A 23,555-nucleotide genomic window follows, 5' to 3' on the forward strand; every position below is an offset into this window, starting at 1 on the left:
ATTCAAACCATGACCGCAAAACAAGTGTATTTCGGCGACGATGCACGTACACGCATCGTACGTGGCGTCAACATTCTGGCTAACGCTGTTAAGACCACCATGGGCCCTAAAGGCCGTAACGTTGTGCTGGACCGCTCCTTTGGCGCTCCTACCGTTACTAAAGACGGTGTGTCCGTTGCTAAAGAAATCGAACTGAAAGACAAGTTTGAGAACATTGGTGCTCAACTGGTTAAAGAAGTCGCTTCCCGCACCTCTGATAACGCCGGTGACGGTACCACCACCGCTACGGTGTTGGCCCAGTCCATCGTTGAAGAAGGTCTGAAGTACGTTGCCGCTGGCATCAACCCAATGGACCTGAAGCGCGGTATCGACAAAGCCGTGGTTGTTGTTGTGGAAGAACTGCGCAAACTGTCGCGTCCTTGCACCACCACCAAAGAAATCGCTCAGGTCGGTTCCATTTCCGCCAACAGCGACCACTCCATTGGTGAGATTATCGCCAATGCAATGGACAAAGTCGGCAAAGAAGGCGTTATTACCGTTGAAGACGGTAAGTCGCTGGAAAACGAGCTGGACGTGGTTGAAGGTATGCAGTTTGACCGCGGCTACCTGTCGCCTTACTTCATCAACAACCCAGACAAGCAAGTTGCTGTGTTGGAAGATCCGTTTGTGCTGATTTTCGACAAGAAAATCTCCAACATCCGTGACCTGCTGCCCGTACTGGAGCAAGTTGCCAAGACCAGCCGTCCTTTGCTGATCGTTGCTGAAGACGTGGAAGGCGAAGCCCTGGCTACGCTGGTTGTGAACAACATCCGCGGCATCCTGAAGACCACCGCTGTCAAGGCTCCTGGCTTTGGCGACCGTCGTAAAGCCATGTTGGAAGACATCGCTATCCTGACTGGCGGTACCGTGATCTCCGAAGAAACCGGTATGTCTTTGGAAAAAGCGACTCTGGACGATCTGGGTCAGGCCAAGCGCATTGAAGTGGCCAAAGAAAACACCACGATCATTGACGGCGCTGGTAACGGCACCGACATCGAAGCTCGCGTGAAACAAATCCGCGTGCAGATCGAAGAGTCCACTTCCGACTACGATCGCGAAAAACTGCAAGAGCGCGTGGCCAAACTGGCCGGCGGTGTTGCTGTGATCCGCGTTGGCGCTGCCACCGAAGTCGAAATGAAAGAGAAAAAAGCCCGTGTTGAAGACGCGCTGCACGCCACTCGCGCAGCCGTTGAAGAGGGTATTGTTCCTGGCGGTGGCGTAGCCCTGCTGCGTACACGTGCTGCTGTGGCTCAACTCAAGGGCGACAACTCCGATCAGGACGCCGGTATCAAACTGGTACTGCGTGCTATCGAAGCCCCACTGCGCACCATCGTATCGAACGCCGGCGAAGAAGCCAGCGTCGTGGTTAACCAAGTGGCCAGCGGCACCGGCACCTACGGTTACAACGCGGCTACCGGCGAATACGGTGACCTGGTCGAGCAAGGTGTTCTGGACCCAACCAAGGTAACCCGCACTGCCCTGCAAAACGCAGCTTCGATCGCCAGCTTGTTGCTGACTACCGAAGTGGCCGTGTCGGAAATCGTGGACGACAAACCCGCTCCAGCCATGCCTGACATGGGTGGTATGGGCGGCATGGGTGGTATGGGCGGCTTCTAAGCCACTTATCAGCACCCAAGTCAGGGCGGGAATTGATCACTTCTGCCCTGGCTGCCACGCTTCAGTACCAAAAACCGGATGGATTTTTCCATCCGGTTTTTTTTCGCCCAAGCAAACCCCTATAATCAGGGCACCTTAATCTTTGTCTTCCTTCATGTCGGACTCTCCATTCAAAAGCAAAGGCGGTCTGGGCCGCTTGTTCAATGCCCTGCGCTACTCCAGCCAAGGCTTGGCCGCTGCCCTGCGCTATGAGGCCGCCTTTCGCCAGGAACTGGCATTGGCGATCATCTTGGCGCCACTGGCTTTCTGGTTGGGAAATAGCCCGCTGGAAGTCATGGCCTTATTGGCAACCCTGGTGTTTGTATTGGTGGTGGAGCTGCTGAACTCGGCGCTGGAGGCTTTGGCCGACACGATTACGCTGGAGCACCACCCTTTGATCGGGCGTGCCAAGGACCTGGCCAGTGCTGCTGTGCTGATGTCCCTTATTTTTGCTGGTGCCGTCTGGCTCAGCTTTTTGTATAGCCGTTTATTTTCCTGATTCCCATGACATTCATAGAAAAACTGAACCGTGCCTGGACTGACAACCAATCCATGCTGATGGTTGGCCTGGACCCGGACCCTGCCCGCCTTCCTTTGGAACTGGCTGGCAAACCCGGCGCGATTTTTGAATTTTGTAAGGCGATTGTGGACGTCACAGCCGACTACACCTGTGGAATCAAACCCCAGATTGCTTACTTTGCCTCGCAAGGTGCAGAAGACCAGTTGCAAGACCTGTGCGATTACGTGCGCAGCCGCTACCCCCACCTGCCTATTGTGCTGGATGCCAAGCGCGGCGACGTCGGTTCAACCGCCGAGCAATATGCCCGCGAGGCCTTCGAGCGCTACCGCGCCGATGCCGTCACTGTCAGCCCCTACATGGGCTACGACTCGGTAGAACCTTACCTGGAGTACCAGGACAAGGGCGTGATCGTGCTGTGCCGCACATCCAATCCTGGCGGCTCGGACCTGCAATTCATGGAAATGGCCGACGGCACCCCTTTGTACCTGCACGTTGCCAGCCTGGTAGCCGAAAAGTGGAACAAAAACGGCCAATGTTCTTTGGTGGTGGGCGCAACCTTCCCGGAAGAAATCGGCAAGGTGCGTGAGCGCATTGGTGATATGCCTTTGCTGGTCCCCGGTATCGGGGCTCAGGGTGGCGATGTGGTCGCTACTGTGGCTGCCGGCATGGACTCGCAGGGCAAGGGCATGATGATCAACTCCTCGCGTGCCATCCTGTATGCCAGCCGTGGCGATGACTGGCGTGATGCCGCACAAGCGGCGGCCACGGCCACGCGCAATGCGATCAATGATGCCCGTACCGCTGCAGGTCGCTAAACAGACCTTGCCGCCCTGCTGATGGCTGCTCCTTGCAGCAGCCTGGGCAGCACTTAAAACGGCACATAAAAACACCCCGTCGCTTGATCTCCAAGCGACGGGGTGTTTTTTTATAACTTCTGGCGTAACAAGACCTAGCGTCGGCCCTGATTGCGCCATTGCACCAGCTCTGGACTATCAGGCCCCAACAGTGTTTCCAGCGCCTGCTCGGTATGTTCGCCCAACTGCGGCGGAGCCATGCGATAGGTAACCGGACTATCTGAAAAACGCATCGGGCTGGCCGTCATGCTGACTTTGCCCGCCTGACTATGAGCCAGCTCGATACGAATATTTCTAGCCTGCACTTGCGGATGAGAAAACACCCCGTGCAGATCATTGATAGGCCCGGCCGGTACACCGATCTTATCCAGCAATTCCAGCCAGTACGCACTGCTGTGTTTTTGCATGGCCAGACTCAGAATCTGCTCCAGTTCATCGCGGTGTTTCACGCGTTGACTGTTGATGCGAAAGCGCTCGTCCTCAACAATTTCCGGATGCCCAATTGCGTCGCAATAAATCGCAAACTGGCGGTTATTGCCGATCGCCACAATGATGTGGCCATCTTCAGTCGGAAACACCTGGTAAGGCACCAGATTCTGATGGGCATTGCCTGCTCGCTTAGGAGCCTGTCCGCTGACCAGATAGTTCATGTTCTGGTTCGCCAACATGGCGACCTGGCAGTCCAGCAAGGCAATATCAATATGCTGCCCCAAGCCGCTGCGTGAACGCTCGAACAAGGCTGCCAAGATGCTGCTGGTGGCATACATGCCCGTCATCAAATCAGCGACGGCCACTCCGGCCTTTTGAGGACCGCCACCGGGTTTGTCGTCCCGCTCGCCAGTCAGGCTCATCATGCCGCCCATCGCCTGGATCATGAAGTCGTAACCTGGGCGCTCGGCATAAGGGCCGGTCTGACCAAAGCCGGTAATCGAGCAATAAATCAGCTTCGGGTTGATCTCTTTCAAGCTGGCGTAGTCCAGACCATATTTGGCCAAGCCCCCCACTTTGAAGTTCTCCACCAGAATGTCGCAGTGACGCGCCATGGCTCGCACCACATCCGCGCCTTCCTGGCTGGCAATATCCAGGCTGATGGACTGCTTATTGCGGTTGGCCGACAAGTAATACGCGGCTTCCGCCGTGTCTTGCTTGTCGGGTGTCTGCAAGAAGGGAGGCCCCCAGGCACGGGTATCATCGCCGGTTTCAGGGCGTTCGATCTTGTAGACACTCGCACCCAGATCGGCCAGGTTTTGAGTACACCAAGGGCCTGCCAGAATGCGGGTCAAATCCAGAACCCGAATACCCTCCAAAGGGGCAGGACGGGTAGCCTGCGGGGCGTGCTGATCGCTCACGTTACGGTGCTCCATTCAAAAACAATTAGTCCAGCGTGATATCAGCTTGTTTGATCAAGCTGCCGAACTTCTCGTCTTCCTGGCGCAGGAATTCAGCGTACTGGGCAGGGGTGGAGGAAATGATATCCACACCCTGACGGCGGAAGGTTTCCACGAATTCTGTTTCTTCGCTGACCGTTTTCATGGCCTGGCTCAAGCGATCAATAATTTCGCTAGGCGTGCCGCTGGTCACGTGAAAGCCAAACCAGGCGGTCACGGTATAGCCTTGGTCCAGACCCAGTTCTGCAAATGTGGGGACTTCAGGCAATAAGGACGAGCGCTCCGAACCCGATACCGCCAAGGGGCGCACGGTATTGGCGGCAATATGCGTAATCGCCGTGCCCATGCTGTCGAACATGAAAGAGATATGCCCGCCCAGCAAATCCGTCATGGCAGGTGCACTGCCGCGGTAGGGAGCGTGGATGACATCAATATTGGCCATCGTAGTGAAAGCCGCTGCGGACAGGTGGGAGGAGGAACCGTTACCGAAGGAGGCATAGGTCAACTCTTCAGGATTGGCACGCGCATAGCTGATCAACTCTTCGCCACTGTTGAAAGGGCTTTGCTTGGCATTTACTACCAGCACGTTCTGCCCTTCTGCCACCAAGGACACAGGGGCCAGATCCTTGACTGGGTCGTAAGGCAATTTCTTGTACAAGTGGTTATTAACCACTGCCTGCCCAACTGCAGCCAGCAAGATGGTGTAGCCATCCGGTGCAGATTTGGCCACCAGATCAGTAGCAATAATGCCGCTGGCGCCCGGTTTGTTTTCCACAATGATGATCTGGCCCAGATCCTTGGACAGCTGTTGGGCCACACCGCGTGCAATCACATCTGTCACACCGCCGGGCGTGAAGGGGACGATCAAGCGGATAGGCTTGTCCGGGTAAGCCGCCTGGGCTCCCAAGGAACAAAACAGCAGGCCCACTCCAGCCAGGAGGGGGGCGATCTTACGGGCTACTAACTTTTTCATGAATCACTCCACACTTATTTTGTTCGGTAATCGAACACCGATATTAATTGGCTAAGTCTTGTTTTTTTTACAATTTATCATCGATAATTCTTATTAATCCCTAGTGGTTCGATAATCGAACAAAACAAGCTCGGTGGTGGAGATCTGATAATGGTGACAAGTAAAGACACGATTCCGGCTGCGGACAGCTTCAAGGGCGATCCTGACTACATGCAGTCCCTGGCCCGTGGCCTGCAAGTCATCACCGCTTTTTCCGATAGAAGACGGCCCCTGCGGGCCGCAGAGATTGCCCTGAAAACAGGTCTGGCACGAGCGGTCGTTCAACGCTGCCTGTATACCTTGCAGGCCTTGGGCTATGCCCAGCAGGAAGGAGCGTTCTGGAAGTTGCGGCCCGCAATCTTGCAGTTGGGGCACGCTTATTTTTCGTCGACATCCATCGTCAGTCTGGCCCAGCCCATCCTGGACGATTTAAGCGAGCGTGTTGGTGAAACCTGTGCCTTGGCGCTGCTGGATGGGGACGAAATCCTGTATCTGGCACGAGCGCAGCGACAGCGTGTCTTGACCGTATCGTTGGGGCTGGGTAGTCGCTTGCCGGCTCACTGCACCTCTATCGGGCGCATGATGCTGTCCCAGCTTCCCCAGGCCAGACTGGATGCGTATCTGGACACGGCCCCCTTCAAGATCATGACGCAATACACCGCCCATACCCGCGAGGCTTTGCAGCGCGAGCTTAAGCAGGTGCAGGAAAAGGACTATGCCTTGATCAAGGAAGAACTGGAGCTGGGATTGACGGCGATTGGTGTGCCGGTGCGCACCGCCAGTGGGCGTGCCATCGCAGGGATGAGCATCAGCATCAAGAACTGGCAGGATTCGGAAGAGAAGCTGATTCAGCGCTGCCTGCCCGAACTTCGTTCGAGCGCCCGGCAGCTAGGTTTGATGCTTCCTGTCTAAACAGGGATCAGGCGGGGTTGAGCATGGTCAGCGCGTTGACCAAGGCGTACTCCACCGCCTGCTGGCGGATCTGAGCACGATCACCGTTAAAAATATGAGCGCTTGCACGGGTAACGATACCGTCGCCCCGGCGCTGTGCGAAACCAAAGCAAACCAGACCAACCGGCTTGCCCGCAGTGGCTCCGTCCGGACCGGCAATACCGGTGGTAGAGATAGCCAGTTCGGCACCCGCTGTGGATTCCAAGGTGCCTGCTGCCATTTCCATGGCCGTCTCTTCACTGACCGCACCAAAGCGATCCAGTGTGTCCTGATTCACCCTAAGCTCCTGGACCTTAGCCATATTGCTGTAGGTGACAAAACCTCGCTCGAACCAGGCGCTGGAACCGGGCAGATCCGTCAAGGCAGCCGCTAACAGACCACCGGTGCAGGACTCGGCGGTAGCAACCATCCAGCCGCGATCTTTCAGGGCTCTTCCCAAATTCAGGGCGGCATTGCCGTGCTCGTATTCGCTCATGAGAACACTCCAAAACGTACCAAGACAGCCATCAGCAACAAGGTATACCCCGCCGCCAGAAGATCGTCCCACATAACGCCAAAACCATTATGCAGACGACGATCAAAGTAACGGATCGGTGGCGGTTTGAGAATATCAAAGAAACGAAATAACACGAATGCGATGGTCTGGGCTAACCAGGTCTGGGGAATCAGCCAGAGGATCAGCCAGAACGCCACCATCTCGTCCCAGTTCATGCCGCTGTGGTCAGAGACGCCCAAATCGTAGCCAGTACGATGGCAAGCCCAACAACCAATGAAAAAACTGACAGGCAAAAAGATGGCCATTTGCATGTCCGACAGAACATGCAGCCCCAAGACCCACAAGACCCAGGCCAGTACAGTGCCCCAAGTACCGGGACCTGGACGCAAAACGCCTGTACCGCCACCAAAGGCGATCAGGCGCCACGGTTTTTTCACGACCCAGTCCAGCGTAGGACGCTGAATAGGATTTAAAGAAGGATCAGGAAATGTGCTCATGAAGCAGACTCAGCCACCAAAATGATCGAAACCGCCCTGGGCAGGGGCAGGATGCAGGCCCTGTTGATCACGCACATAAACCCCACTACCTGCCTGCATAGCGCCGATACGGCTCAGCAAGACGCCTTCACGCCGGGCCAAGCCCATGATGGACTCGCGCTGCTGGGGGTCAGCGGTAAAACACAGCTGGAAAACATCACCGCCGACCAAGGCCGCTTCACGCTGCAGATCGGCAGGCAAACCCTGTAGCGACTCATCCAAGGGCAAGGCATCCCAATCCAAGTGCGCAGCACATTGGCTGGCATGGGTGATATGGCCCAGATCCTGAACCAGCCCGTCAGACACATCAATAGCAGCATGCGCCAGCCCTGCCAGAGCATGCCCCAGGCGATAGGGAGGCCAAGGCTGCTCCAAGGCGCCACGGCTAGCGGCCAAGCGCTCAGGATCAGCAGCAAGACGTCCCTGCAAGAGACGCAAGGCAATATCTGCCGCGCCCAAGGTGCCGGTCAGCCAGATGTCGTCACCAGGCTTGGCCGCACTGCGCAGCAAAGCCTTGCCGGGCTCAACTTCACCCAAGACGGTAATGCTGATGAAAACGCCCTGCTTGCTGCGTGTGGTGTCCCCGCCAATCAAGGGACATTGCGCCTGATCAGCCAGTTGAAACAGCCCTTTTGAAAAGGCTGACAACCATTCAGGGCGAACTTCAGGCATGGACAAAGCCAAGAGGCAGGCCCGTGGCCGTGCGCCCATTGCACCCAGGTCGGACAGATTCACTGCCAGCGCCTTGTGGCCCAGCAGAAACGGATCGACGTCAGGAAAAAAATGCTGCCCCTCGATCAGGAGATCTACGCTGCTGGCCAGTTCCCAGCCCGGTGTAGGGGTAAAGAGAGCGCAATCATCACCCACTCCTAAATACGATTCAGGAGCGGGGCGATTGAAATACTGCTGGATAAGACCGAACTCGTTCAGCACGGCACGCCCCGTTTTAGCGGCGGGCCTGCTTGGCAATTTCGGGGGCGCGCACGTCGGCGGCCAGTTTGTCCAGAACGCCGTTGACGAATTTGAAGCCGTCCGTACCGCCAAAGGATTTGGCCAGTTCCACCGCTTCGTTAATGGCAACGCGATAAGGCACTTCGACGTGATGGACAAGCTCGTAGCTGCCAATCAGCAAAATGCCGTGTTCGATGGGAGAGAGCTCTTCCAAAGGACGGTCAACGTAAGGCAAAAAGCGTTCGCGCAGCACGGGAGCTTCGCGCATCACACCGAACAGCAAGGTTTTGAACCAGGCTGCGTCGGCTTCACCAAATTCTTCGTCACCACGAATATGGGCGTCGATAGAAGTGGCTTCTTGCAGGCCATCGGCCCCTCGCAAAAGCCAGGAGTAGATGCCCTGCAGGGCAAATTCGCGCGAGCGGCGGCGCGCGGATCGTCCGTTGGCCTTGCTGGCCGGGACTTTATTTGTCGTCGTCAAGATCTTCGTCCTCGTAATCTTCGTCCTCATCGTCGTCCAGCTCGGGTTCGAGGACGGCGATAAGATTGCCCAGTTCCACTGCTGTACGGGCGCAATCGCGGCCCTTTTCAGCAGCGCGAACTTCGGCTTGTTCATCTGTGTTGGTGGTCAGTACACCGTTGGCAACGGGAATGCCGGTTGCCAAGGAGACCTGTGTAATTGCCGACGCGCTTTCGTTGCTGACCACTTCAAAGTGATAAGTGTCGCCACGAATGACTGCACCCAATGCGATCAGGGCATCGAATTCGCCGGTTTCGGCCATTTGGCCCAGGGTAATGCCCAGTTCCAGCGCGCCGGGGACGGACAGTACCGTCACGTCACGCTCGTCCACGCCCAAAGCTTCCAGCTCTTTCAAGCAAGCTTCCAACTCGGTCAGACCGATGGATTCGTTGAAACGCGCACGCACAATACCAATGTGCAGACCTTCCCCGTTCAGGTCAGGGGTAACGATGTAAGGATTCATGTTGGAAGCTCCGCTTAGGATTGAGAATCTGGTTCGCTATGGTAACCCGTCACGGTCAATGCAAACCCTGCCATACTCGGCATTTTACGTGGTCGCGACATCAAACGGGCTTTACCAACATTGAGGTCACGCAAAATCTGTGCACCAATTCCATAAGTGCGCAAATCATTGCGGCTGGGACGACCACGGGGAGCTTGGGCCGGGCTATTTTCACCCCAGGCCTGGATCTGTTCAAAGCTTTGTTCTTCGGAATTCTGGCAGTTCATCAACAAAACCACACCGCTGTCCGATTTGGCCACTGTGCGCAACGCCGTAGGCAAGGTCCAGCTATGGCCAACGCTGTCTTCCACCAGAACATCCAGCACGGTAGTGGGTTCGTGCACACGCACCAGGGTTTCAACTTCCGGGCTGATTTCGCCGTGAACCAAGGCCAGGTGCAAGCCACCCGATGACAAGTCGCGATACGCGTGGCATTCGAACTCGCCATACGGCGTTTTGACCGGCTTGCTGTGCATGCGCTCGATCATGGATTCGTGTTCGCTGCGGTACTGGATCAGATCGGCAATAGTGCCCACCTTGATGCCATGCTCACGGGCAAACACCAGCAAATCAGGCAGACGCGCCATGGAGCCGTCTGGATTGAGCACTTCGCAAATCACGGCAGCAGGCGTCAGGCCAGCCATCGCAGTCAGGTCGCAACCGGCTTCGGTATGGCCGGCACGCACCAGCACCCCCCCTTTTTCTGCTTTCAAAGGGAAGATATGGCCAGGCTGCACCAGGTCCGTCGGGCGGGCATCGCGCGCCACCGCAGCTTGTACCGTGCGAGCACGGTCAGCCGCAGAAATACCAGTTTCCACGCCTTCCGCCGCTTCAATTGACACCGTAAAGTTGGTGCCAAAACGCGTCCCGTTACGTGTCGCCATCAAAGGCAGGTCCAGCTGACGGCAGCGCTCTTCGGTCAAGGTCAGGCAAACCAGGCCACGGCCATGGGTCACCATGAAGTTGATCGCTTCGGCATTCACGAATTCGGCGGCCATGACCAAGTCGCCTTCATTCTCGCGATCTTCCTCGTCAACCAGAATAACCATGCGCCCTGCGCGCAGTTCTTCAACAATCTCTGGAACGGGCGCGATAGGACTGGCGCCAAGTTGACCAGCGTCGGACTGAATTTCTTGATTCATCGTGCTCTTTGCTCAGACAGATAATAATTAAGGGCTATTTTACGACACCCAGGCCCCGGCGGGCAGCTTCATTAGTCGGTACACTTGAAGACCGTGCCAAACCGCCTAAAGCTCCTATGACCGAACCCATTTTGCCTGCTCTGGACGAAAAACGTCGACGCATCCAATCAATTGAAACGGGTTTTGGCCTGTTAAAAGCGCTAGTCGACAGCGGCAAGCCCATGATGCTGCGTGATCTGGCAACCCAGGCGGGCATGAGCTCGGCCAAGGCGCACCCCTATCTGGTCAGCTTCACCAATGTGGGGCTGGTGCAGCAAACCCCTGCAACGGGATTGTATGAGCTTGGCCCCTTTGCCTTGCAAATGGGACTGGTCAGCCTACAGAGCCAGAACCCGGTCAAGATCGCCCTGCCCCTGGTGCAATCCTGGGCATCGCGCATTGGTCATACCCTGGGTTTGGCCGTCTTGGGCTCGCACGGCCCCACCATGGTTCATATCAGCGAGGCAAGCTATCCGGTCCACGTCAATATGCGCTGTGGCACCGTCATGTCCATGCTGCACACGGCAACCGGTCACGTCTTTGCCGCCTGGCTGCCCCCCGAGGTAGCGCGTCACTACATCGAGCGTGAAGCTGGTGACAGCGCGGTGGTTACCAGTATCAGTCCGCTACGCCCCAGCCCCAAGGAACTGGCGGCCATGCTGGAAAAAATACGAGAACAAGGAGTAGCGCAAGCCTTGGGTAATCCTTTGCCCGGCATTGATGCCTTATCCGTACCGGTGTTTGATCACTCCGGGCAGATCGTCCTGGCCCTGACTAGCCTTGGCCCCAGCACGCTGTTTGATGCCAGCATCGACAGCCCTATCCTGGATCAGTTGCGCCAATGTGCCAACAGCATCTCGCATCAGTTGGGTTGGCGCGAGCCGCTGGGCACGCCGTCGCTCTAAAGCCAGGCTCAGTCACGACTGCAAACATTTGCACGAGCTGCAGCTACTTCAAGTTTGGCGTATTTGCATGCAAAATATCTGTTTAATCCGCCCGCCTTCTGTGGGCGATGTCTCGAGTGCGATGCTGTGCTAGAACAAGAACTGAAATTTTTTGTGCCCGAGAGTGCCCGTCCCGGTTTACTGACCGCTTTTGACGCTGTGCGCACGGGTAGCATTACCTTAAACGCCATTTACTTTGATACGCCCGAACGCGATCTGGCTCGCTCCAGCATCGCCCTGCGCTTGCGCAAAGAAGGCGATCAATGGGTGCAAACCGTCAAGCTGCCCGGCCCCGATACGCTGTCCCGGATTGAAATCAATCATCCGCGACCTGGCCCGGAGCTGGATCTGAGCCTGTACAAGAACACTGCCGCCCATGCCGCCCTGGCTCCGTATGCACAGCAGATTCAGGCCCGCTATCAGACCCGCATTCAGCGTGAACTGGCGCTGATCAAACAAGGCAGCTGTGAACTGGAGCTGGCCTACGACGTGGGTCACATTGAATCCCATGACCTGAAGTTGCTGGTAAACGAGCTGGAAATTGAGCTGATCAGTGGCCAAAGCGTGAGCATGTTCGAAGCAGGACAGCGCTGGCTTTATAAACATGGCCTGATTCTGGAGATGCGCAGCAAGTCCGAACGCGGTGATGCACTGGCCAGTCTGGCGGATCGCCGCCGGGCAAAGTCAGAAAGCCTGGATTTATCGCCAGAGCAAGTTGCAGCCGCCCTGACCCGCAAAGCCTACGATCTGCCCAAGCCCCACTTTGTCGATACGGAAGATCTGGAACAGTTTTACAGCTTGAGCGCGACCATGAGTCTGGAGCAAGTCATCCGCAATGCCGCCCTGCTGGCGGGTGTGGATGGCATACGTCCTGACTCATCACGGCAGGCAGACTATCTGGCTCTGATGCGAGTCGGACTGCGCCGCCTGCGCTCTTGCCGCAAACTGTTCAAAATGTGGCTCTCAGCCAGTGAAGGCTATGCCAACACCCGCCTGACTCACTACTTTGGGCTGTTTGGTCAGGCACGAGATCACGATCTGGTGCATCTGGAAATTACCCCCTTGCTGCTGCAAGCAGGCATGCCCGGCCCTGCTCCCGAGCCCATTCCCGCACATCTGGAACATGATCCTGTGCAACTGGCCAGCGCTGCCGAGTTTCAGTCTTTGCTGCTCAGTAATCTGCAAAGCCTGATTTGCGGGCCCACGCTGGAGCTGAATGGGGTGCCCCAAGCCGAGCATCTGGTTGAGGCACGTATCAGCCGGTGGTTTCAGACTATTCAGCTGCGCAGCCAGCGCTTTGCTCAAATCAGTCAGGACAAACAGCATCGACTGCGCAATCGCATCAAAAGCCTGCGTTACTGCCTGGAGTTTTTGCCCAGTGCAGCCGACAAGCAAGGACTGCACAAAGTGCTGCGCGAATGTCAGGCACTGATTGGCGCCGTCACGGATGTGGACGTAGCGCTGGACTGGTATGCCCAGCATGCCGCCAATCCGGAGCAGGCGCAGTTTGCCCGCGACTGGCTGACCCATGCCCGCCAGGGCCGCGCCGCACGCGCCCAGCATGCGCTAAACGCCCTGGATCAGCATCAGCCCCAGACAGAGCTGCTGCGACGCTAATAAAAAACGGCGCAAGCTCTTGGAGCTTGCGCCGTTTTTTTATCTAAGCAGGGCTGGAATCAGTCGTTCAGACCCAGCAAGGCCGAGGCAAACTCATGAGCCACAAAGGCTTGCAGGTCCTGCATGCCTTCGCCCACACCAATCCAATACACCGGAATCGGACGCACGCCTTGAGCACAGGCTGCGACAGCGGCCAATGTGCCGCCCTTGGCCGTACCATCCAGTTTGGTTACGACCAGACCGGTCAAGCCCAGAGCCGCATCAAACGCGCGAATTTGCGAAATGGCATTCTGGCCGGTATTGCCATCGACAACTAACAGAATTTCATGCGGCGCTTGGCCATCCGCCTTGCCGATGACCCGCTTGATCTTCTTGAGCTCTTCCATCAAGTGCAACTGGGTAGGCAAACGGCCAGCCGTATCCACCATGACCACACCCATATCGCGGGCCCGGCCTGCATGCACGGCGTCAAAGGCCACGGCAGCGGGGTCACCGCCATCCTGGGCGATGACGCTGACATTATTGCGAGTGCCCCACTCGATCAATTGCTCACGTGCCGCCGCTCGGAAGGTATCCCCCGCGGCCAGCAGAACTTTCGCGCCCTGCTCCTGAAAGGTATGGGCCAGCTTGCCGATCGAGGTGGTTTTGCCTGCGCCGTTTACACCGGCAATCATGACAACCAGTGGCTTAGCTGATTCCAGCGGGAAGGATTTCTCCAAGGGCTTGAGGTGATCCGTCAGGATTTCGCAAAGGACTTTTTTGACCTGGGCGGCATCGCTGATCTTTTCCTTGCGCACACGCGCACGCAAAGAGGTAATCAGTTTTTCTGTTGCTTCCACACCGGCGTCTGCCATCAACAAGGCATCTTCCAGTTCCTCAAACAGTGCTTCATCAACCTTCGCACCAACAAACAGGCTGCTAAGGCTTTGCCCGGTACGCGACAAACCTTTTTTCAGGCGCGACATCCAGGAGGTCTTGGCCACGACGGGAGCCTCCTCCTCAGACTGAGGGGCGGGGGCAGGCTCGGGCTCGGGCTCGGGCTCAGGAGCAGGTGCTGGAGCAGGCTCAGGAACGGGTGCTGGTGCTGGTGCTGGTGCTGGAGGAACGACCTCTGGTTGCGGCTGCGGCGCAGGAGCTGGAGCGGGTTCAGGTACTGGGTTTGGCACCACTTCAGGCTCAGGCACCGGCACAATTTCAGGTGCGGGGGCAGGAGTCGGCTCCGGGATGGGCGCAATTTCTGGCTCGGGAGCGGGGATAGGCTCCTGAACAGGCTGAACGTCAGGCACAGGCACACTGGCAGGTACAGGCGGTGGCACCTCTTGCGGCGTACGCGTAGACTCAGGGGCGGCAAGATGCTCAGACTGGCTGCCATCGCGGCCGTCCAAGGCCACCGCAGGTGGCGAGGCAGGCGGCCGCACCGGGTTGCTGGGCTCTTGCGCTTCGACCTGGGGCTCGGGCTGGACAGGAGAAAGCGGCTCAGTCAGCTCCGAAGGAGTGGCTTGCGGCTCTGGCTTGGCCTTCTTTCTTTTAAAAAAACTGAACATACGATTTACACTAGAAAATTCTGTTGAATGACCACATTATCCGATCAAAGCGCTAATGAGAAAACATGCTGTCCGTATTGTAGGTGGTGATTACCGCCGCACACCGATTTCGGTTGTCGATGCGCCCGGTCTACGGCCCACCCCGGATCGTGTACGCGAAACCTTGTTTAACTGGCTAAACCACTTCTGGAGCGGGCAGTTCAGCGATAAAAACGTGCTGGATCTGTTTGCTGGCAGTGGCGCCCTGGGCTTTGAAGCGGCCTCTCGGGGCGTGGCCTTCGTACAAATGGTGGAACGCCATCCCCCCGCGGTTACCAATCTGCGCGCCCTGCGCACCAAGCTTAAGGCCGAACACGTCCGCATTCATGCCGGCGATGCCCTCCATATTCTGGAGCGCAGCCAGATGCGCTACGATCTGGTCTTTGTAGACCCGCCTTTTGCCCGTGACTGGATGGACCGCATCTGGCCCTTGCTTCCCAATGTGCTGGCACCGGACGCCTTAATTTACATTGAGTCCGAAACCCCTATACAAGCACCGGATCAATACGGGATACTACGACAGGATAAGGCAGGGCAGGTACATTATCATTTGTTGCGATTTGCTGCGATGCAAAAAACAGTCAATAATGCCGAATTTTCCGGGACGCCTGCACCGCTTCCCCCGGACGCCAACTTGCCAACTTGAACCACTTACGCGGATGCACCATGATCACAGCTGTTTACCCCGGCACCTTCGACCCCCTGACCCGAGGCCATGAAGACTTGGTCAGGCGAGCCGCCAATCTTTTCGATCACGTCGTGGTCGGTGTGGCCTCCAGTCAGAACAAGCGCCCATTTTTCACCGTCGAGGAGCGCGTTGAAATCGCCTCCGAAGTGCTCAGTCACTACCCGAATGTGGAAGTAAAAAGTTTTTCCGGCCTGCTCAAAGACTTTGTACGCGAACAAAATGGCCGCGTTATTGTCCGTGGCCTGCGCGCCGTGTCCGACTTTGAATACGAATTTCAAATGGCTGGCATGAACCGTCATTTGCTGCCCGAAGTCGAGACCATGTTCATGACCCCATCGGACCAGTACCAGTTCATCTCCGGCACCATCGTGCGCGAGATTGCCATTTTGGGCGGCGATGTGGGCAAGTTTGTGTTCCCATCCGTAGAGCGCTGGCTACAGAACAAGGCCAAAGAGCGCAGCCAGCAAGCCGTATCGGCTACCTGAACTCGCCCTGCTCGGCGGTCCGTACTACACTGTAGGGTGACCGACTGGTCAAATCCAAGGACCACGCTTATCAGGACACTGCGCTATGGCACTGCACATTACCGAAGAATGCATTAACTGCGACGTTTGTGAGCCGCAGTGCCCTAACCTGGCTATTTACATGGGTGACGAGATCTACGAGATCAATCCCAACCTGTGTACCGAGTGCGTCGGCCACTTTGACGAGCCTCAGTGCGTAGTGGTGTGCCCGGTTGAATGCATCGAGGTCCACCCTCAGCACAAAGAAGACCAGGACACGCTGCTTGCGCGCTATCACCGTCTGCAAGCCGAACCTACCAGCTGATAAGAATACAGATTAAAAAAGCCTGCTACGAGCAGGCTTTTTTGTTGGCTGAATCAGCCCCAAGGCGAATAATTCAAGGCAAACGCTTGAGCAAACGCAGTGGCTGCCCCACGTAGCTGCTGAACCACTGCGCGGGCAAATCACCCTCGTCGACCAATTGAACAGGCTGGCCATGTTCCTGCCAGACCGAGAAAGAGTCCGGATCGTCCTCGATGACGTTCATCTCCAGATCCAGACGCAACATGCCAGGGGCTCGCAGTACCAGCTGACCAAAACGCAGCTCCAGCGTCAGCTCTGCCAGAGCTGGCAGCGCACCCGCTGCCACCACCTGCCCCTGCTCATTGCCTAGCACCCAGCGCCCCGTGCAGGCCACTGCCTTGACATCTGCCAAAGCCGGACCGCCCTGCAAGAGCGTCACTGCAGTTTGGGGCTGACCGTTGCTCATGTCGGAGACAAGGCTCATGGCCTGAACCACTGCTTCATGGCTTCGCCTACCGTCTGCGGAACTTTAGCGCCCAGATCATCCTTGATCTGCTGAACGTCGGATTTGACCTCGGCCTTGGCGTCCGCCGCTTGCTGGCTCAACAAATCCAGCAAACCGTCTTGCAGCGCTTTTTTAATCGAATTGCTGGCAATTTCTTTCCATTGAATCTGGTAGGACAAATCCGCCCACGGGCCAGAAATATGAATAGGAATCAGCACATTGCGCAGATCCTGGAAGGACTTGCGCTCGTCCTGAGCCAGATTGTTCTGAATCAGGCGGGCCTGCAAGATCACATCCGCACGCTGCGAAACCAGATCCAGGCTAGAGCCCTTGGCCGTTGCTACTGTCAAAATCGGCGTGGTTGCCTTGAAGTTGCGAAAGCTGGCCTGACCCTTCTTGATATCCAGCGTGCCCTGCAAGCGATTCAGAACCGTGCGGCGCTGTGGATCGGACTCGGGCAGCAGCAATGGAATCTGTCCGCTAAATGCGTTGCGCACAGCTTCGTTGATATCGCGCACGCTCTGATCCAGATCGACACTGCGCCAGCTGCCGTCATGCAAGTCCACGGTCAAATTACCGTCCAGAGCATTCAGTCGTTCTTCCTGAGTAGCGCCTTGAGCCTTCAGGTTCAAGTCCACATTGCCCTTACCCGCCAGGTAATCATTGCCGAACGCATCCAGCAAGAGCGAACCCACCTGCATTTGCTGCAGCTTCAGCCCCAGCTCAAAACGCTCGCCCGGCTCAACCTTGGCCTTGGCCTGTAGCTGTCCTTCGTAGGCATGTGCATTGAACTGCGACAGATTAATCAGCTGGCCCTGATTTTGCACTTGGGCCTTGACCTGCTCCAGCACCACACCCAGGCTACGCAGCTTCTCAATTTCAAAGCGCAGGTCAAACGTCAGTGCATCCAGCCAGGCAAAGGACGACGAGTCCTCCACTTGCTCTTGTGCAACAGGCGCGGCTTGAGCCTTTGCGGCTTGCGGCTGCTCAGCTTGTTCAGGCGTTTCTGACGCAGGCGCTTGTTCCTCGGCTGCTTCGTCTGGGGCCTCGGCTTCCGGCTCCGGTTCGGCAGGGGTAACTACTTCAGGCGCAGTCAGCCAGAAAATGGAACGCAATTCGTCCAGGTCCAACTTGTCAGCCTTGAGCACGGCATCCAGCAAAGGCCCTTTGCCCTTATCTTTCAGCGTCACATCCAGGCTACCTTGGGCCTGTTCGGTACTGCTGCTTAACTGAGCGCTGTATTCCTGCTTGCCCTTGTTCAGATCGGCTTGCCCGCTTACCGGCATCTCGAAGCGGCTGCCCGCATCGGCTTCGTCTTCAACGCGGAGATTGGCCTGAATATCAGGGAAACGCAGCCATTCATTGGAGGGCTGCCATTGCAACGACGAGGTGGCTTTCAACTGCGCCACACGGCTGCCCTGTTTGACAGCGCCGTCCAGCTTGGCCTGCTCAAACACAAGCTCCTCGCTGTTACCCGACAAACCTTGCAGTGTCAGGCCCAAGCCCCACACTTTGGGGCCGCTTACTTTAAGACTGGCGACCAGAGGCGCACCTTCGGCCTCGGCAGGCGAGACCTGGATACGGGGCACATCCAATGCCAGATCAAGATTCTGATCTTCATTCTTGCCACGGATACGCAAGGCCAGCTTCTCGAAAGAAACCAGGTCGCTCACGCTATCAATCTGCATTTTGGGCGTGCTTAGGGACGCACTCAGATCGCTGACGGGGTAAGCACCCAACCATTGGCCTTGCAGTTGTGTATCCAGATTCGTGGCGTTGAACTGACGTTGAGAGGACTTGTAAGCCACATTGCCTTTGAGTGTCAGGCTTTGTGCCTTGAGCTGGTCCAGATCACCCACAAAGTTCAAGCTTAGTTTTTGAGCGGCATACGACTTGGACGCCGGGTCCAGGCTCAGTTGCCCCTGCCCTTCCAAAACGCCATCGGCCACGGGGTAGTCCCCGGACAAGCGGCTTTTGAAGGCCACATCAAAAGGCTGGCCAAAGGTCATGCGGCCGGTGTTCACTTCCAGCTGCAACAAACGGCCAATCATATTGCTGCGTTTGCTGAAATAGTGGATCTCGCCACCCTTCAAGCTCAGACCGGCAATATCAATCTGGAAATCGGTTTCGCTACCGGAGCGCTTGGCAATCAGTTCCGGGACAGGCAAGGATTCAGGAGCAGGTGCGGGCTCAGCCGGTTTCTCCGAAGTCGGGGCCTCGGCCGCTTGAGCGGCAGGCAATAGGCTCACGCCAGTGCGGGCAAGGGGCTGGGGACCTGCAGGCGGAGCTTGCAGCAGATCGTCGAAATTGAGCTTGCCTTTCTCATCGCGCACAATCCAGGCCTTAAAGCCTGTGACCGCGACGTGATCCACCACCAAACGGTTATTGATCAAAGGCCACAGGGCCACCGCAAAGCGGGCGCTTTCCAAGGAAGCGAAGGGATCGTCCGAGTTACGGTCGGACAGCGACAGCCCCTGCACAGACAAGCCAATGCGGGGAAATAAAGAAAGTTCTATATCACCGTCAATCTTGAGCGTACGTTGGTACTTTTGCTGAACGATATCGGCCAGCTTCTGCTTGTACGAATTGGGATTGAAGGTCAGCAGGAAAATTGCCCCGCCAACCACTGTGACAATAGCCAAAACGACGAGGCTGAATAAACCCCGCTTAAACCATACTTTCATGTAAGCCTCTAGGACCTCGGGGAAGGATGCAACACGCCATCTTCCCGGAAACGAAATGCTAACCCATGTCGGGCCATTACGAAGTAACGAAAATAAGAAATATCCACCTGCTAATTAAAAAGCAGAACCACGGATGGTGAGCAGTACGTTATTACCAGAAGAAATAAAGACATAGTTCTAAAGTCTGCGCCCTTAGATGCCTTTCCCTATAAACAAGGGTTATGCTTGCTCTATCTTATATAAGCCGCTTAATCATCAATCCCATAATTAGCCATGAAACTAGAGACACTCGCCATTCACGCAGGCTACCAGCCAGACCCAACCACAAAAGCTGTTGCTGTTCCGATTTATCAGACCACTTCCTACGCTTTCGACAACACGCAGCATGGCGCGGATCTGTTTGACCTGAAAGTCGCCGGGAACATTTACACCCGTATCATGAACCCCACCAATGCCGTGCTTGAAGAGCGCGTTGCTGCATTGGAAGGCGGGATCGCTGGCTTGGCAGTAGCCTCTGGCATGGCGGCCATCACGTATGCTATCCAAACGATTGCCGAGGCCGGCGACAACATTGTGTCTGTCAGTAAACTGTATGGCGGGACGTACAACCTGTTCGCTCACTCCTTCCCTCGTCAGGGCATTACCGTCAAATTTGCCCAGCCTGACGACATTGCAGCGCTGGAAGCCCTGATCGACGATCGCACCCGTGCTGTTTTCTGCGAAACCATCGGCAACCCTGCTGGCAATATCGTTGATATCCGTGCCTTGGCCGATGCGGCTCACCGTCATGGCGTGCCACTGATTGTAGACAATACCGTGGCCTCGCCCGCTCTATGCCGTCCTATCGAACACGGCGCCGACATTATCGTGCATTCGCTGACCAAATACATGGGCGGCCATGGCACCACTATCGCCGGCATGGTCGTGGACTCCGGTAAATTCCCTTGGGCCGAGCACAAAGATCGCTTCGCCATTTTGAACACTCCTGACCCGTCCTACCACGGCGTGGTCTACACCGAAGCCTTCGGCCCTGCCGCCTTTATTGGCCGCTGCCGTGTGGCTCCGCTGCGCAACACCGGTGCAGCCTTGTCCCCCATGAGCGCCTTCCAAATCCTGCAAGGGATTGAAACCTTGCCGCTGCGCATGGAACGCCATACAGAAAACGCCCTGAAAGTGGCTGAGTACCTGAACAAGCACCCGCAGGTGTCTTGGGTCAAATACGCGGGTCTGAGCGATCACCCCGACCACGCATTGGCCCAGCGCTACATGGGCGGCAAACCGGCTGCAATCCTGTCCTTTGGTATCAAGGGCGGCATTGAGGCCGGCACCCGCTTTATCGATGCGCTGAATCTGGTTCTGCGCCTGGTCAATATCGGTGATGCCAAATCCTTGGCTTGCCATCCTGCCAGCACCACCCACCGTCAGCTCAACGCCGAAGAGCTGGCTGCAGTGGGTGTCAGCGAAGATATGGTGCGTCTGTCCATCGGTCTGGAACATATCGACGACATTCTGGCCGATCTGGAGCAAGCACTGGTGGCTGCACGCGGTTAAGAACTAGCGTCTAGGGGGAATGGCTGCTGCTGCCCTTCCCTAAGAGCCGCAAAAAAGGCCTGGAACCGGTGCAAACCGATTCCAGGCCTTCTTGTATCTGGCTCAGTCCGCAGGGGACTGGCTGACTAAGTCCCGCTCAAATGATCAGGACTTACGAAAAAGCTGCGTCAAACCGCCCAGCAAGCTGCTGGCATCGGTGATATGCGAGGGATCAAACTGCCCATTGGGGCTGGCCTGATTGATCAAAGACGGCAACATGATCTTCAGGTTATCCAGCACGCTTTGCTGGTTCAGACCAGACAAGTCCACCAATTTCTGGATCGCGGGCTGGCCCATCACGCCCAGCAAATCCTGCTGACCGATCTCTTTATTGCTGCCCTGAGAAATCCAGGACGACACCACATCCGCAAAACCACCGGCACGAAAACGTTCGATCAGACCGGTCAAACCGCCGGGATAGCTGCTGACCACCTGGATCAGCGCGGGCAGCAACGCGCCCTGTTCCTTGGATTTCTCGTCGGTGGACGACAAAGCTGACACGACAGAATTAAGCAAACTCATTATTTTTCTCCCCAAAGCACGGCACCGCGCTTGAGCAGGTGCTGATATCAGGCCTCATTATGCCGCGATCACTCGCCAACCGGGGCAGATTAAATGTCAAGGTGGGTCAATAAGATCCAGGGCGAGAGTGACATAAATAGCCCTCGGAAAGGCCCTATTGCCCTCCGCGCTGCCTACGCTACACTGGGTCACCGATAGCCTGACACTATGTCCCGTCACTGGGACCGATTTGTTGGAGACCTTGAATGACTCTGCCCCCGTATACCGTATTGTCTGCAGAAGAAACGGCACGCTTTCTGCCCTATCCGGAATTGGTTGCGCAACTGGGTAAGGCCGCCGCACAGTATGCCGCCGGCACCATCATTGCCCCTACCCGCCAGGTTCTGGACTATCCGAAGTCCGGGCAAATGCTGTCCATGCCAGCCGTTTCCAGTGATATTGGCGTGCATAAGCTAGCCAATGTCATGCCTGACAATGCGGAGCAGGATCAGGCCATTATCCAGGGGCTGGTCAGCGTCTATGACGCCAATAATGGCTTGCCCTTGCTGCTTATGGATGCCCCTGTTGTGTCGGAGCGCCGCACAGCCGCAGTATCCATGCTGGGCATTCAGGCTCTTTGGCCCCAAGGTCCGGAGCACATCACGCTGCTGGGCTACGGACGGCAGGCTCTTGCTCACTGCAATGCCATCTTGACGCTCTACCCAAAAGCTCGCATCAGCCTGACAGGTCGCAGTCTGGAGCGCGCCCAAGCTGCTGCTGCATCGTTCAGCCCACGCTTTGGCGAACGGGTGCAAGCCGCTGCCCAAGTACCCGAAGATGCAGATGTCGTCATTACTTTGACCTCCAGCCTGAGCCCGATTTATCACGAAGCCGCTCGTCTGGACCGCTTGCTGATCGGTTTAGGCGCATTCAAACCCGACATGGCCGAATTTGAGGCCCATACCCTGCTCGATAGCCGCTTGTATGCAGATGATGTAGTGGCTGCCCGTCATGAAGCGGGTGATCTGATTCAGGCAAAAGTGGACTGGGATCAAGTCCACAGCATCCACCAAGTACTGCGTACCCCCGCTCCCCGCGACAAGCCCTTGTTTTTCAAATCCGTGGGCTCTGCTGCCTGGGACTTGGCAGCAGCGCGTTGCGCCCTACTGTGCATGAACCAGGCTTAAACCCTTAGTCAACTAATTAGCATCGAAATCTTGGCCAGAGTGCTACTCTGGCACCTACAATCACTTACAGACATTTACCGATTCTTTTCCCGTACTTTCCATGACCTCTTCGCTCCCCCCAATCGAGGACGATCCCTACCAGATCCAGTCCAAATTTGAAATTCTGCGTGTTTTACGGGCTATCGAAAAAGGGGGCCTGCTACTGCACATGGAAGCCAACCATGGCAATGACCGGATTGTCACCACGATTCTGGACATTGATCTGGACAATAACGTGGTGGTGATCGACACCGCCAACAAAGAAGAAAAGACGCGCAATCTGCTGCAGTCCGAGCACACCAACTTTGAAACGTCCATCGACAAGATCAAAGTGACATTTCAGGGTCCAACGCCTGAAGTGGTGTCTTATGAAGGCCAACCGGCCTTGGCAATCCCCATTCCCGAATCCATCCGTCGCTTGCAGCGCCGCGAGTTCTTTCGCGTGAACGTGCCTGTCAGCGAACCGGCCATGGTGATCTTGCGATTGAACAACGAGAGCAAGAGCTTTTTGCTACATGACATTAGTGGGGGTGGCCTGTCTTTGATAGACGAGTCCCAGAGCCTGGCAGAAGTCATCGGCACGCACAAAACCGAGTCTTTGCTGGAACTGCCCCAAGCCGGTTCATTTGTGGTGGCTTTGCAGGTCGCTCGTAAAGAAACGCAGCAATTGCCCAACGGCAAACAGATCCAGCGTCTGGGCTGTACCTTTATTGACCTGTCTGCCTCTACACAAATGGCGATTCAGCATTACATCAGTCGTCTGGAACGCCAACTGATCGCCAAGCAACGCGGTCACGGTTAAGG

The 23,555-nt window shown here is 56.4% G+C and carries 24 protein-coding genes; 12 read left to right on the forward strand and 12 right to left on the reverse strand.

Going from position 1 to position 23,555, the window contains the following annotated elements; genetic code table 11:
- Window positions 1-9: 9 nt before the first annotated feature.
- The 3 genes from groL to pyrF all read left to right on the forward strand — a co-directional run bounded on the left by groL (window position 10) and on the right by pyrF (window position 3,030).
- Complete coding sequence (gene groL / locus AC1RSM_RS13390) at window positions 10-1,656, forward strand: chaperonin GroEL (protein WP_492933045.1); 1,647 nt, start codon at window positions 10-12, stop codon at window positions 1,654-1,656.
- A gap of 154 nt (window positions 1,657-1,810) precedes the next feature.
- Window positions 1,811-2,194 carry a diacylglycerol kinase gene (locus tag AC1RSM_RS13395; RefSeq protein ID WP_492933046.1) on the forward strand — a complete coding sequence of 128 codons (384 nt, stop codon included), beginning with the start codon at window positions 1,811-1,813 and terminating at the stop codon, window positions 2,192-2,194.
- Between the two features lie 5 nt (window positions 2,195-2,199).
- Entirely contained in the window at window positions 2,200-3,030 is an 831-nt protein-coding gene (pyrF, locus tag AC1RSM_RS13400) for an orotidine-5'-phosphate decarboxylase (protein ID WP_492933047.1), read from the forward strand.
- A gap of 134 nt (window positions 3,031-3,164) precedes the next feature.
- Here pyrF and AC1RSM_RS13405 read toward each other — a convergent pair whose 3' ends face one another.
- Together AC1RSM_RS13405 and AC1RSM_RS13410 are read right to left on the reverse strand one after the other, a co-directional pair.
- The gene (locus tag AC1RSM_RS13405) at window positions 3,165-4,418 is read right to left on the reverse strand and encodes a CaiB/BaiF CoA transferase family protein (RefSeq protein ID WP_492933048.1); all 1,254 of its coding nucleotides are present in this window, start codon (window positions 4,416-4,418) and stop codon (window positions 3,165-3,167) included.
- Window positions 4,419-4,443: 25 nt separating this feature from the next.
- A complete protein-coding gene (locus AC1RSM_RS13410) occupies window positions 4,444-5,430 on the reverse strand; it encodes a Bug family tripartite tricarboxylate transporter substrate binding protein (protein WP_492933049.1) in 987 nt (328 codons plus the stop codon).
- 150 nt (window positions 5,431-5,580) lie between these two features.
- On the opposite strand from AC1RSM_RS13410, the gene AC1RSM_RS13415 reads away from it, so the two are divergent.
- A complete protein-coding gene (locus AC1RSM_RS13415) occupies window positions 5,581-6,381 on the forward strand; it encodes an IclR family transcriptional regulator domain-containing protein (protein WP_492933050.1) in 801 nt (266 codons plus the stop codon).
- Between the two features lie 7 nt (window positions 6,382-6,388).
- Here AC1RSM_RS13415 and AC1RSM_RS13420 read toward each other — a convergent pair whose 3' ends face one another.
- The 6 genes from AC1RSM_RS13420 to ribBA are packed head-to-tail and all read right to left on the reverse strand — an operon-like array spanning window position 6,389 to window position 10,567.
- Window positions 6,389-6,895, reverse strand: a complete 507-nt coding sequence (locus tag AC1RSM_RS13420; protein WP_492933051.1) for a CinA family protein — start codon at window positions 6,893-6,895, stop codon at window positions 6,389-6,391.
- Window positions 6,892-7,413 carry a phosphatidylglycerophosphatase A family protein gene (locus AC1RSM_RS13425; protein WP_492933052.1) on the reverse strand — a complete coding sequence of 174 codons (522 nt, stop codon included), beginning with the start codon at window positions 7,411-7,413 and terminating at the stop codon, window positions 6,892-6,894. Before AC1RSM_RS13425 ends, AC1RSM_RS13420 begins: the two co-directional genes overlap by 4 nt.
- 9 nt (window positions 7,414-7,422) lie before the next feature.
- Window positions 7,423-8,385 carry a thiamine-phosphate kinase gene (gene thiL / locus AC1RSM_RS13430; protein WP_492933053.1) on the reverse strand — a complete coding sequence of 321 codons (963 nt, stop codon included), beginning with the start codon at window positions 8,383-8,385 and terminating at the stop codon, window positions 7,423-7,425.
- Window positions 8,386-8,398: 13 nt separating this feature from the next.
- The gene (gene nusB / locus AC1RSM_RS13435) at window positions 8,399-8,914 is read right to left on the reverse strand and encodes a transcription antitermination factor NusB (RefSeq protein ID WP_492933054.1); all 516 of its coding nucleotides are present in this window, start codon (window positions 8,912-8,914) and stop codon (window positions 8,399-8,401) included.
- The gene (gene ribH / locus AC1RSM_RS13440) at window positions 8,868-9,386 is read right to left on the reverse strand and encodes a 6,7-dimethyl-8-ribityllumazine synthase (RefSeq protein ID WP_042488798.1); all 519 of its coding nucleotides are present in this window, start codon (window positions 9,384-9,386) and stop codon (window positions 8,868-8,870) included. The genes nusB and ribH overlap by 47 nt, the downstream gene beginning before the upstream one ends.
- 14 nt (window positions 9,387-9,400) lie before the next feature.
- Window positions 9,401-10,567, reverse strand: coding sequence for a bifunctional 3,4-dihydroxy-2-butanone-4-phosphate synthase/GTP cyclohydrolase II (ribBA, locus tag AC1RSM_RS13445; protein WP_492933055.1), 1,167 nt, complete (start codon window positions 10,565-10,567; stop codon window positions 9,401-9,403).
- 116 nt (window positions 10,568-10,683) lie between these two features.
- Here ribBA and AC1RSM_RS13450 point away from each other — a divergent pair, with 116 nt between their 5' ends.
- Entirely contained in the window at window positions 10,684-11,511 is an 828-nt protein-coding gene (locus tag AC1RSM_RS13450; RefSeq protein WP_492933056.1) for an IclR family transcriptional regulator, read from the forward strand.
- Window positions 11,512-11,637: 126 nt separating this feature from the next.
- A complete protein-coding gene (locus tag AC1RSM_RS13455) occupies window positions 11,638-13,167 on the forward strand; it encodes a CYTH and CHAD domain-containing protein (protein ID WP_492933057.1) in 1,530 nt (509 codons plus the stop codon).
- A gap of 59 nt (window positions 13,168-13,226) precedes the next feature.
- Here the strand turns inward: AC1RSM_RS13455 and ftsY are convergent, their stop codons facing one another.
- Window positions 13,227-14,333, reverse strand: coding sequence for a signal recognition particle-docking protein FtsY (gene ftsY, locus AC1RSM_RS13460; protein WP_492933690.1), 1,107 nt, complete (start codon window positions 14,331-14,333; stop codon window positions 13,227-13,229).
- A gap of 433 nt (window positions 14,334-14,766) precedes the next feature.
- Between ftsY and rsmD the strand changes: the two genes are divergently transcribed.
- The 3 genes from rsmD to AC1RSM_RS13475 all read left to right on the forward strand — a co-directional run bounded on the left by rsmD (window position 14,767) and on the right by AC1RSM_RS13475 (window position 16,266).
- A complete protein-coding gene (gene rsmD / locus AC1RSM_RS13465; protein WP_492933058.1) occupies window positions 14,767-15,396 on the forward strand; it encodes a 16S rRNA (guanine(966)-N(2))-methyltransferase RsmD in 630 nt (209 codons plus the stop codon).
- Window positions 15,397-15,416: 20 nt separating this feature from the next.
- On the forward strand, window positions 15,417-15,923 hold the full coding sequence (gene coaD / locus AC1RSM_RS13470; protein ID WP_492933059.1) for a pantetheine-phosphate adenylyltransferase: 507 nt from the start codon (window positions 15,417-15,419) through the stop codon (window positions 15,921-15,923).
- Window positions 15,924-16,008: 85 nt separating this feature from the next.
- Entirely contained in the window at window positions 16,009-16,266 is a 258-nt protein-coding gene (locus AC1RSM_RS13475; RefSeq protein WP_492933060.1) for a YfhL family 4Fe-4S dicluster ferredoxin, read from the forward strand.
- A gap of 73 nt (window positions 16,267-16,339) precedes the next feature.
- On the opposite strand, the gene AC1RSM_RS13480 is transcribed toward AC1RSM_RS13475, so the two are convergent.
- Window positions 16,340-16,729 carry an MOSC N-terminal beta barrel domain-containing protein gene (locus AC1RSM_RS13480; RefSeq protein WP_492933061.1) on the reverse strand — a complete coding sequence of 130 codons (390 nt, stop codon included), beginning with the start codon at window positions 16,727-16,729 and terminating at the stop codon, window positions 16,340-16,342.
- On the reverse strand, window positions 16,726-19,434 hold the full coding sequence (locus AC1RSM_RS13485; RefSeq protein ID WP_492933062.1) for an AsmA family protein: 2,709 nt from the start codon (window positions 19,432-19,434) through the stop codon (window positions 16,726-16,728). The genes AC1RSM_RS13480 and AC1RSM_RS13485 overlap by 4 nt, the downstream gene beginning before the upstream one ends.
- Window positions 19,435-19,707: 273 nt before the next feature.
- Between AC1RSM_RS13485 and AC1RSM_RS13490 the strand changes: the two genes are divergently transcribed.
- The gene (locus AC1RSM_RS13490) at window positions 19,708-20,985 is read left to right on the forward strand and encodes a bifunctional O-acetylhomoserine aminocarboxypropyltransferase/cysteine synthase (protein WP_492933063.1); all 1,278 of its coding nucleotides are present in this window, start codon (window positions 19,708-19,710) and stop codon (window positions 20,983-20,985) included.
- A gap of 144 nt (window positions 20,986-21,129) precedes the next feature.
- Here AC1RSM_RS13490 and AC1RSM_RS13495 read toward each other — a convergent pair whose 3' ends face one another.
- Window positions 21,130-21,546 carry a YidB family protein gene (locus AC1RSM_RS13495; protein WP_492933064.1) on the reverse strand — a complete coding sequence of 139 codons (417 nt, stop codon included), beginning with the start codon at window positions 21,544-21,546 and terminating at the stop codon, window positions 21,130-21,132.
- A gap of 245 nt (window positions 21,547-21,791) precedes the next feature.
- Here AC1RSM_RS13495 and AC1RSM_RS13500 point away from each other — a divergent pair, with 245 nt between their 5' ends.
- Complete coding sequence (locus AC1RSM_RS13500; protein WP_492933065.1) at window positions 21,792-22,712, forward strand: delta(1)-pyrroline-2-carboxylate reductase family protein; 921 nt, start codon at window positions 21,792-21,794, stop codon at window positions 22,710-22,712.
- 100 nt (window positions 22,713-22,812) lie between these two features.
- Window positions 22,813-23,553, forward strand: coding sequence for a flagellar brake protein (locus AC1RSM_RS13505; protein ID WP_492933066.1), 741 nt, complete (start codon window positions 22,813-22,815; stop codon window positions 23,551-23,553).
- Window positions 23,554-23,555 lie beyond the last annotated feature (2 nt).

Source organism: Alcaligenes sp. GW821-FHT11D07, from assembly GCF_058808495.1.

Coding starts and splice junctions, on each gene's coding strand:
- AC1RSM_RS13415 (WP_492933050.1), top strand. CDS start 5,581: ATGGTGACAAGTAAAGACACGATTCCGGCTGCGGACAGCTTCAAGGGC.
- coaD (WP_492933059.1), top strand. CDS start 15,417: ATGATCACAGCTGTTTACCCCGGCACCTTCGACCCCCTGACCCGAGGC.
- AC1RSM_RS13420 (WP_492933051.1), bottom strand. CDS start 6,895: ATGAGCGAATACGAGCACGGCAATGCCGCCCTGAATTTGGGAAGAGCC.
- AC1RSM_RS13480 (WP_492933061.1), bottom strand. CDS start 16,729: ATGAGCCTTGTCTCCGACATGAGCAACGGTCAGCCCCAAACTGCAGTG.
- AC1RSM_RS13495 (WP_492933064.1), bottom strand. CDS start 21,546: ATGAGTTTGCTTAATTCTGTCGTGTCAGCTTTGTCGTCCACCGACGAG.
- pyrF (WP_492933047.1), top strand. CDS start 2,200: ATGACATTCATAGAAAAACTGAACCGTGCCTGGACTGACAACCAATCC.
- groL (WP_492933045.1), top strand. CDS start 10: ATGACCGCAAAACAAGTGTATTTCGGCGACGATGCACGTACACGCATC.
- AC1RSM_RS13505 (WP_492933066.1), top strand. CDS start 22,813: ATGACCTCTTCGCTCCCCCCAATCGAGGACGATCCCTACCAGATCCAG.
- AC1RSM_RS13450 (WP_492933056.1), top strand. CDS start 10,684: ATGACCGAACCCATTTTGCCTGCTCTGGACGAAAAACGTCGACGCATC.
- AC1RSM_RS13410 (WP_492933049.1), bottom strand. CDS start 5,430: ATGAAAAAGTTAGTAGCCCGTAAGATCGCCCCCCTCCTGGCTGGAGTG.
- ribH (WP_042488798.1), bottom strand. CDS start 9,386: ATGAATCCTTACATCGTTACCCCTGACCTGAACGGGGAAGGTCTGCAC.
- ribBA (WP_492933055.1), bottom strand. CDS start 10,567: ATGAATCAAGAAATTCAGTCCGACGCTGGTCAACTTGGCGCCAGTCCT.
- AC1RSM_RS13485 (WP_492933062.1), bottom strand. CDS start 19,434: ATGAAAGTATGGTTTAAGCGGGGTTTATTCAGCCTCGTCGTTTTGGCT.
- AC1RSM_RS13425 (WP_492933052.1), bottom strand. CDS start 7,413: ATGAGCACATTTCCTGATCCTTCTTTAAATCCTATTCAGCGTCCTACG.
- AC1RSM_RS13395 (WP_492933046.1), top strand. CDS start 1,811: ATGTCGGACTCTCCATTCAAAAGCAAAGGCGGTCTGGGCCGCTTGTTC.
- AC1RSM_RS13490 (WP_492933063.1), top strand. CDS start 19,708: ATGAAACTAGAGACACTCGCCATTCACGCAGGCTACCAGCCAGACCCA.
- nusB (WP_492933054.1), bottom strand. CDS start 8,914: ATGAGGACGAAGATTACGAGGACGAAGATCTTGACGACGACAAATAAA.
- AC1RSM_RS13475 (WP_492933060.1), top strand. CDS start 16,009: ATGGCACTGCACATTACCGAAGAATGCATTAACTGCGACGTTTGTGAG.
- rsmD (WP_492933058.1), top strand. CDS start 14,767: ATGAGAAAACATGCTGTCCGTATTGTAGGTGGTGATTACCGCCGCACA.
- AC1RSM_RS13500 (WP_492933065.1), top strand. CDS start 21,792: ATGACTCTGCCCCCGTATACCGTATTGTCTGCAGAAGAAACGGCACGC.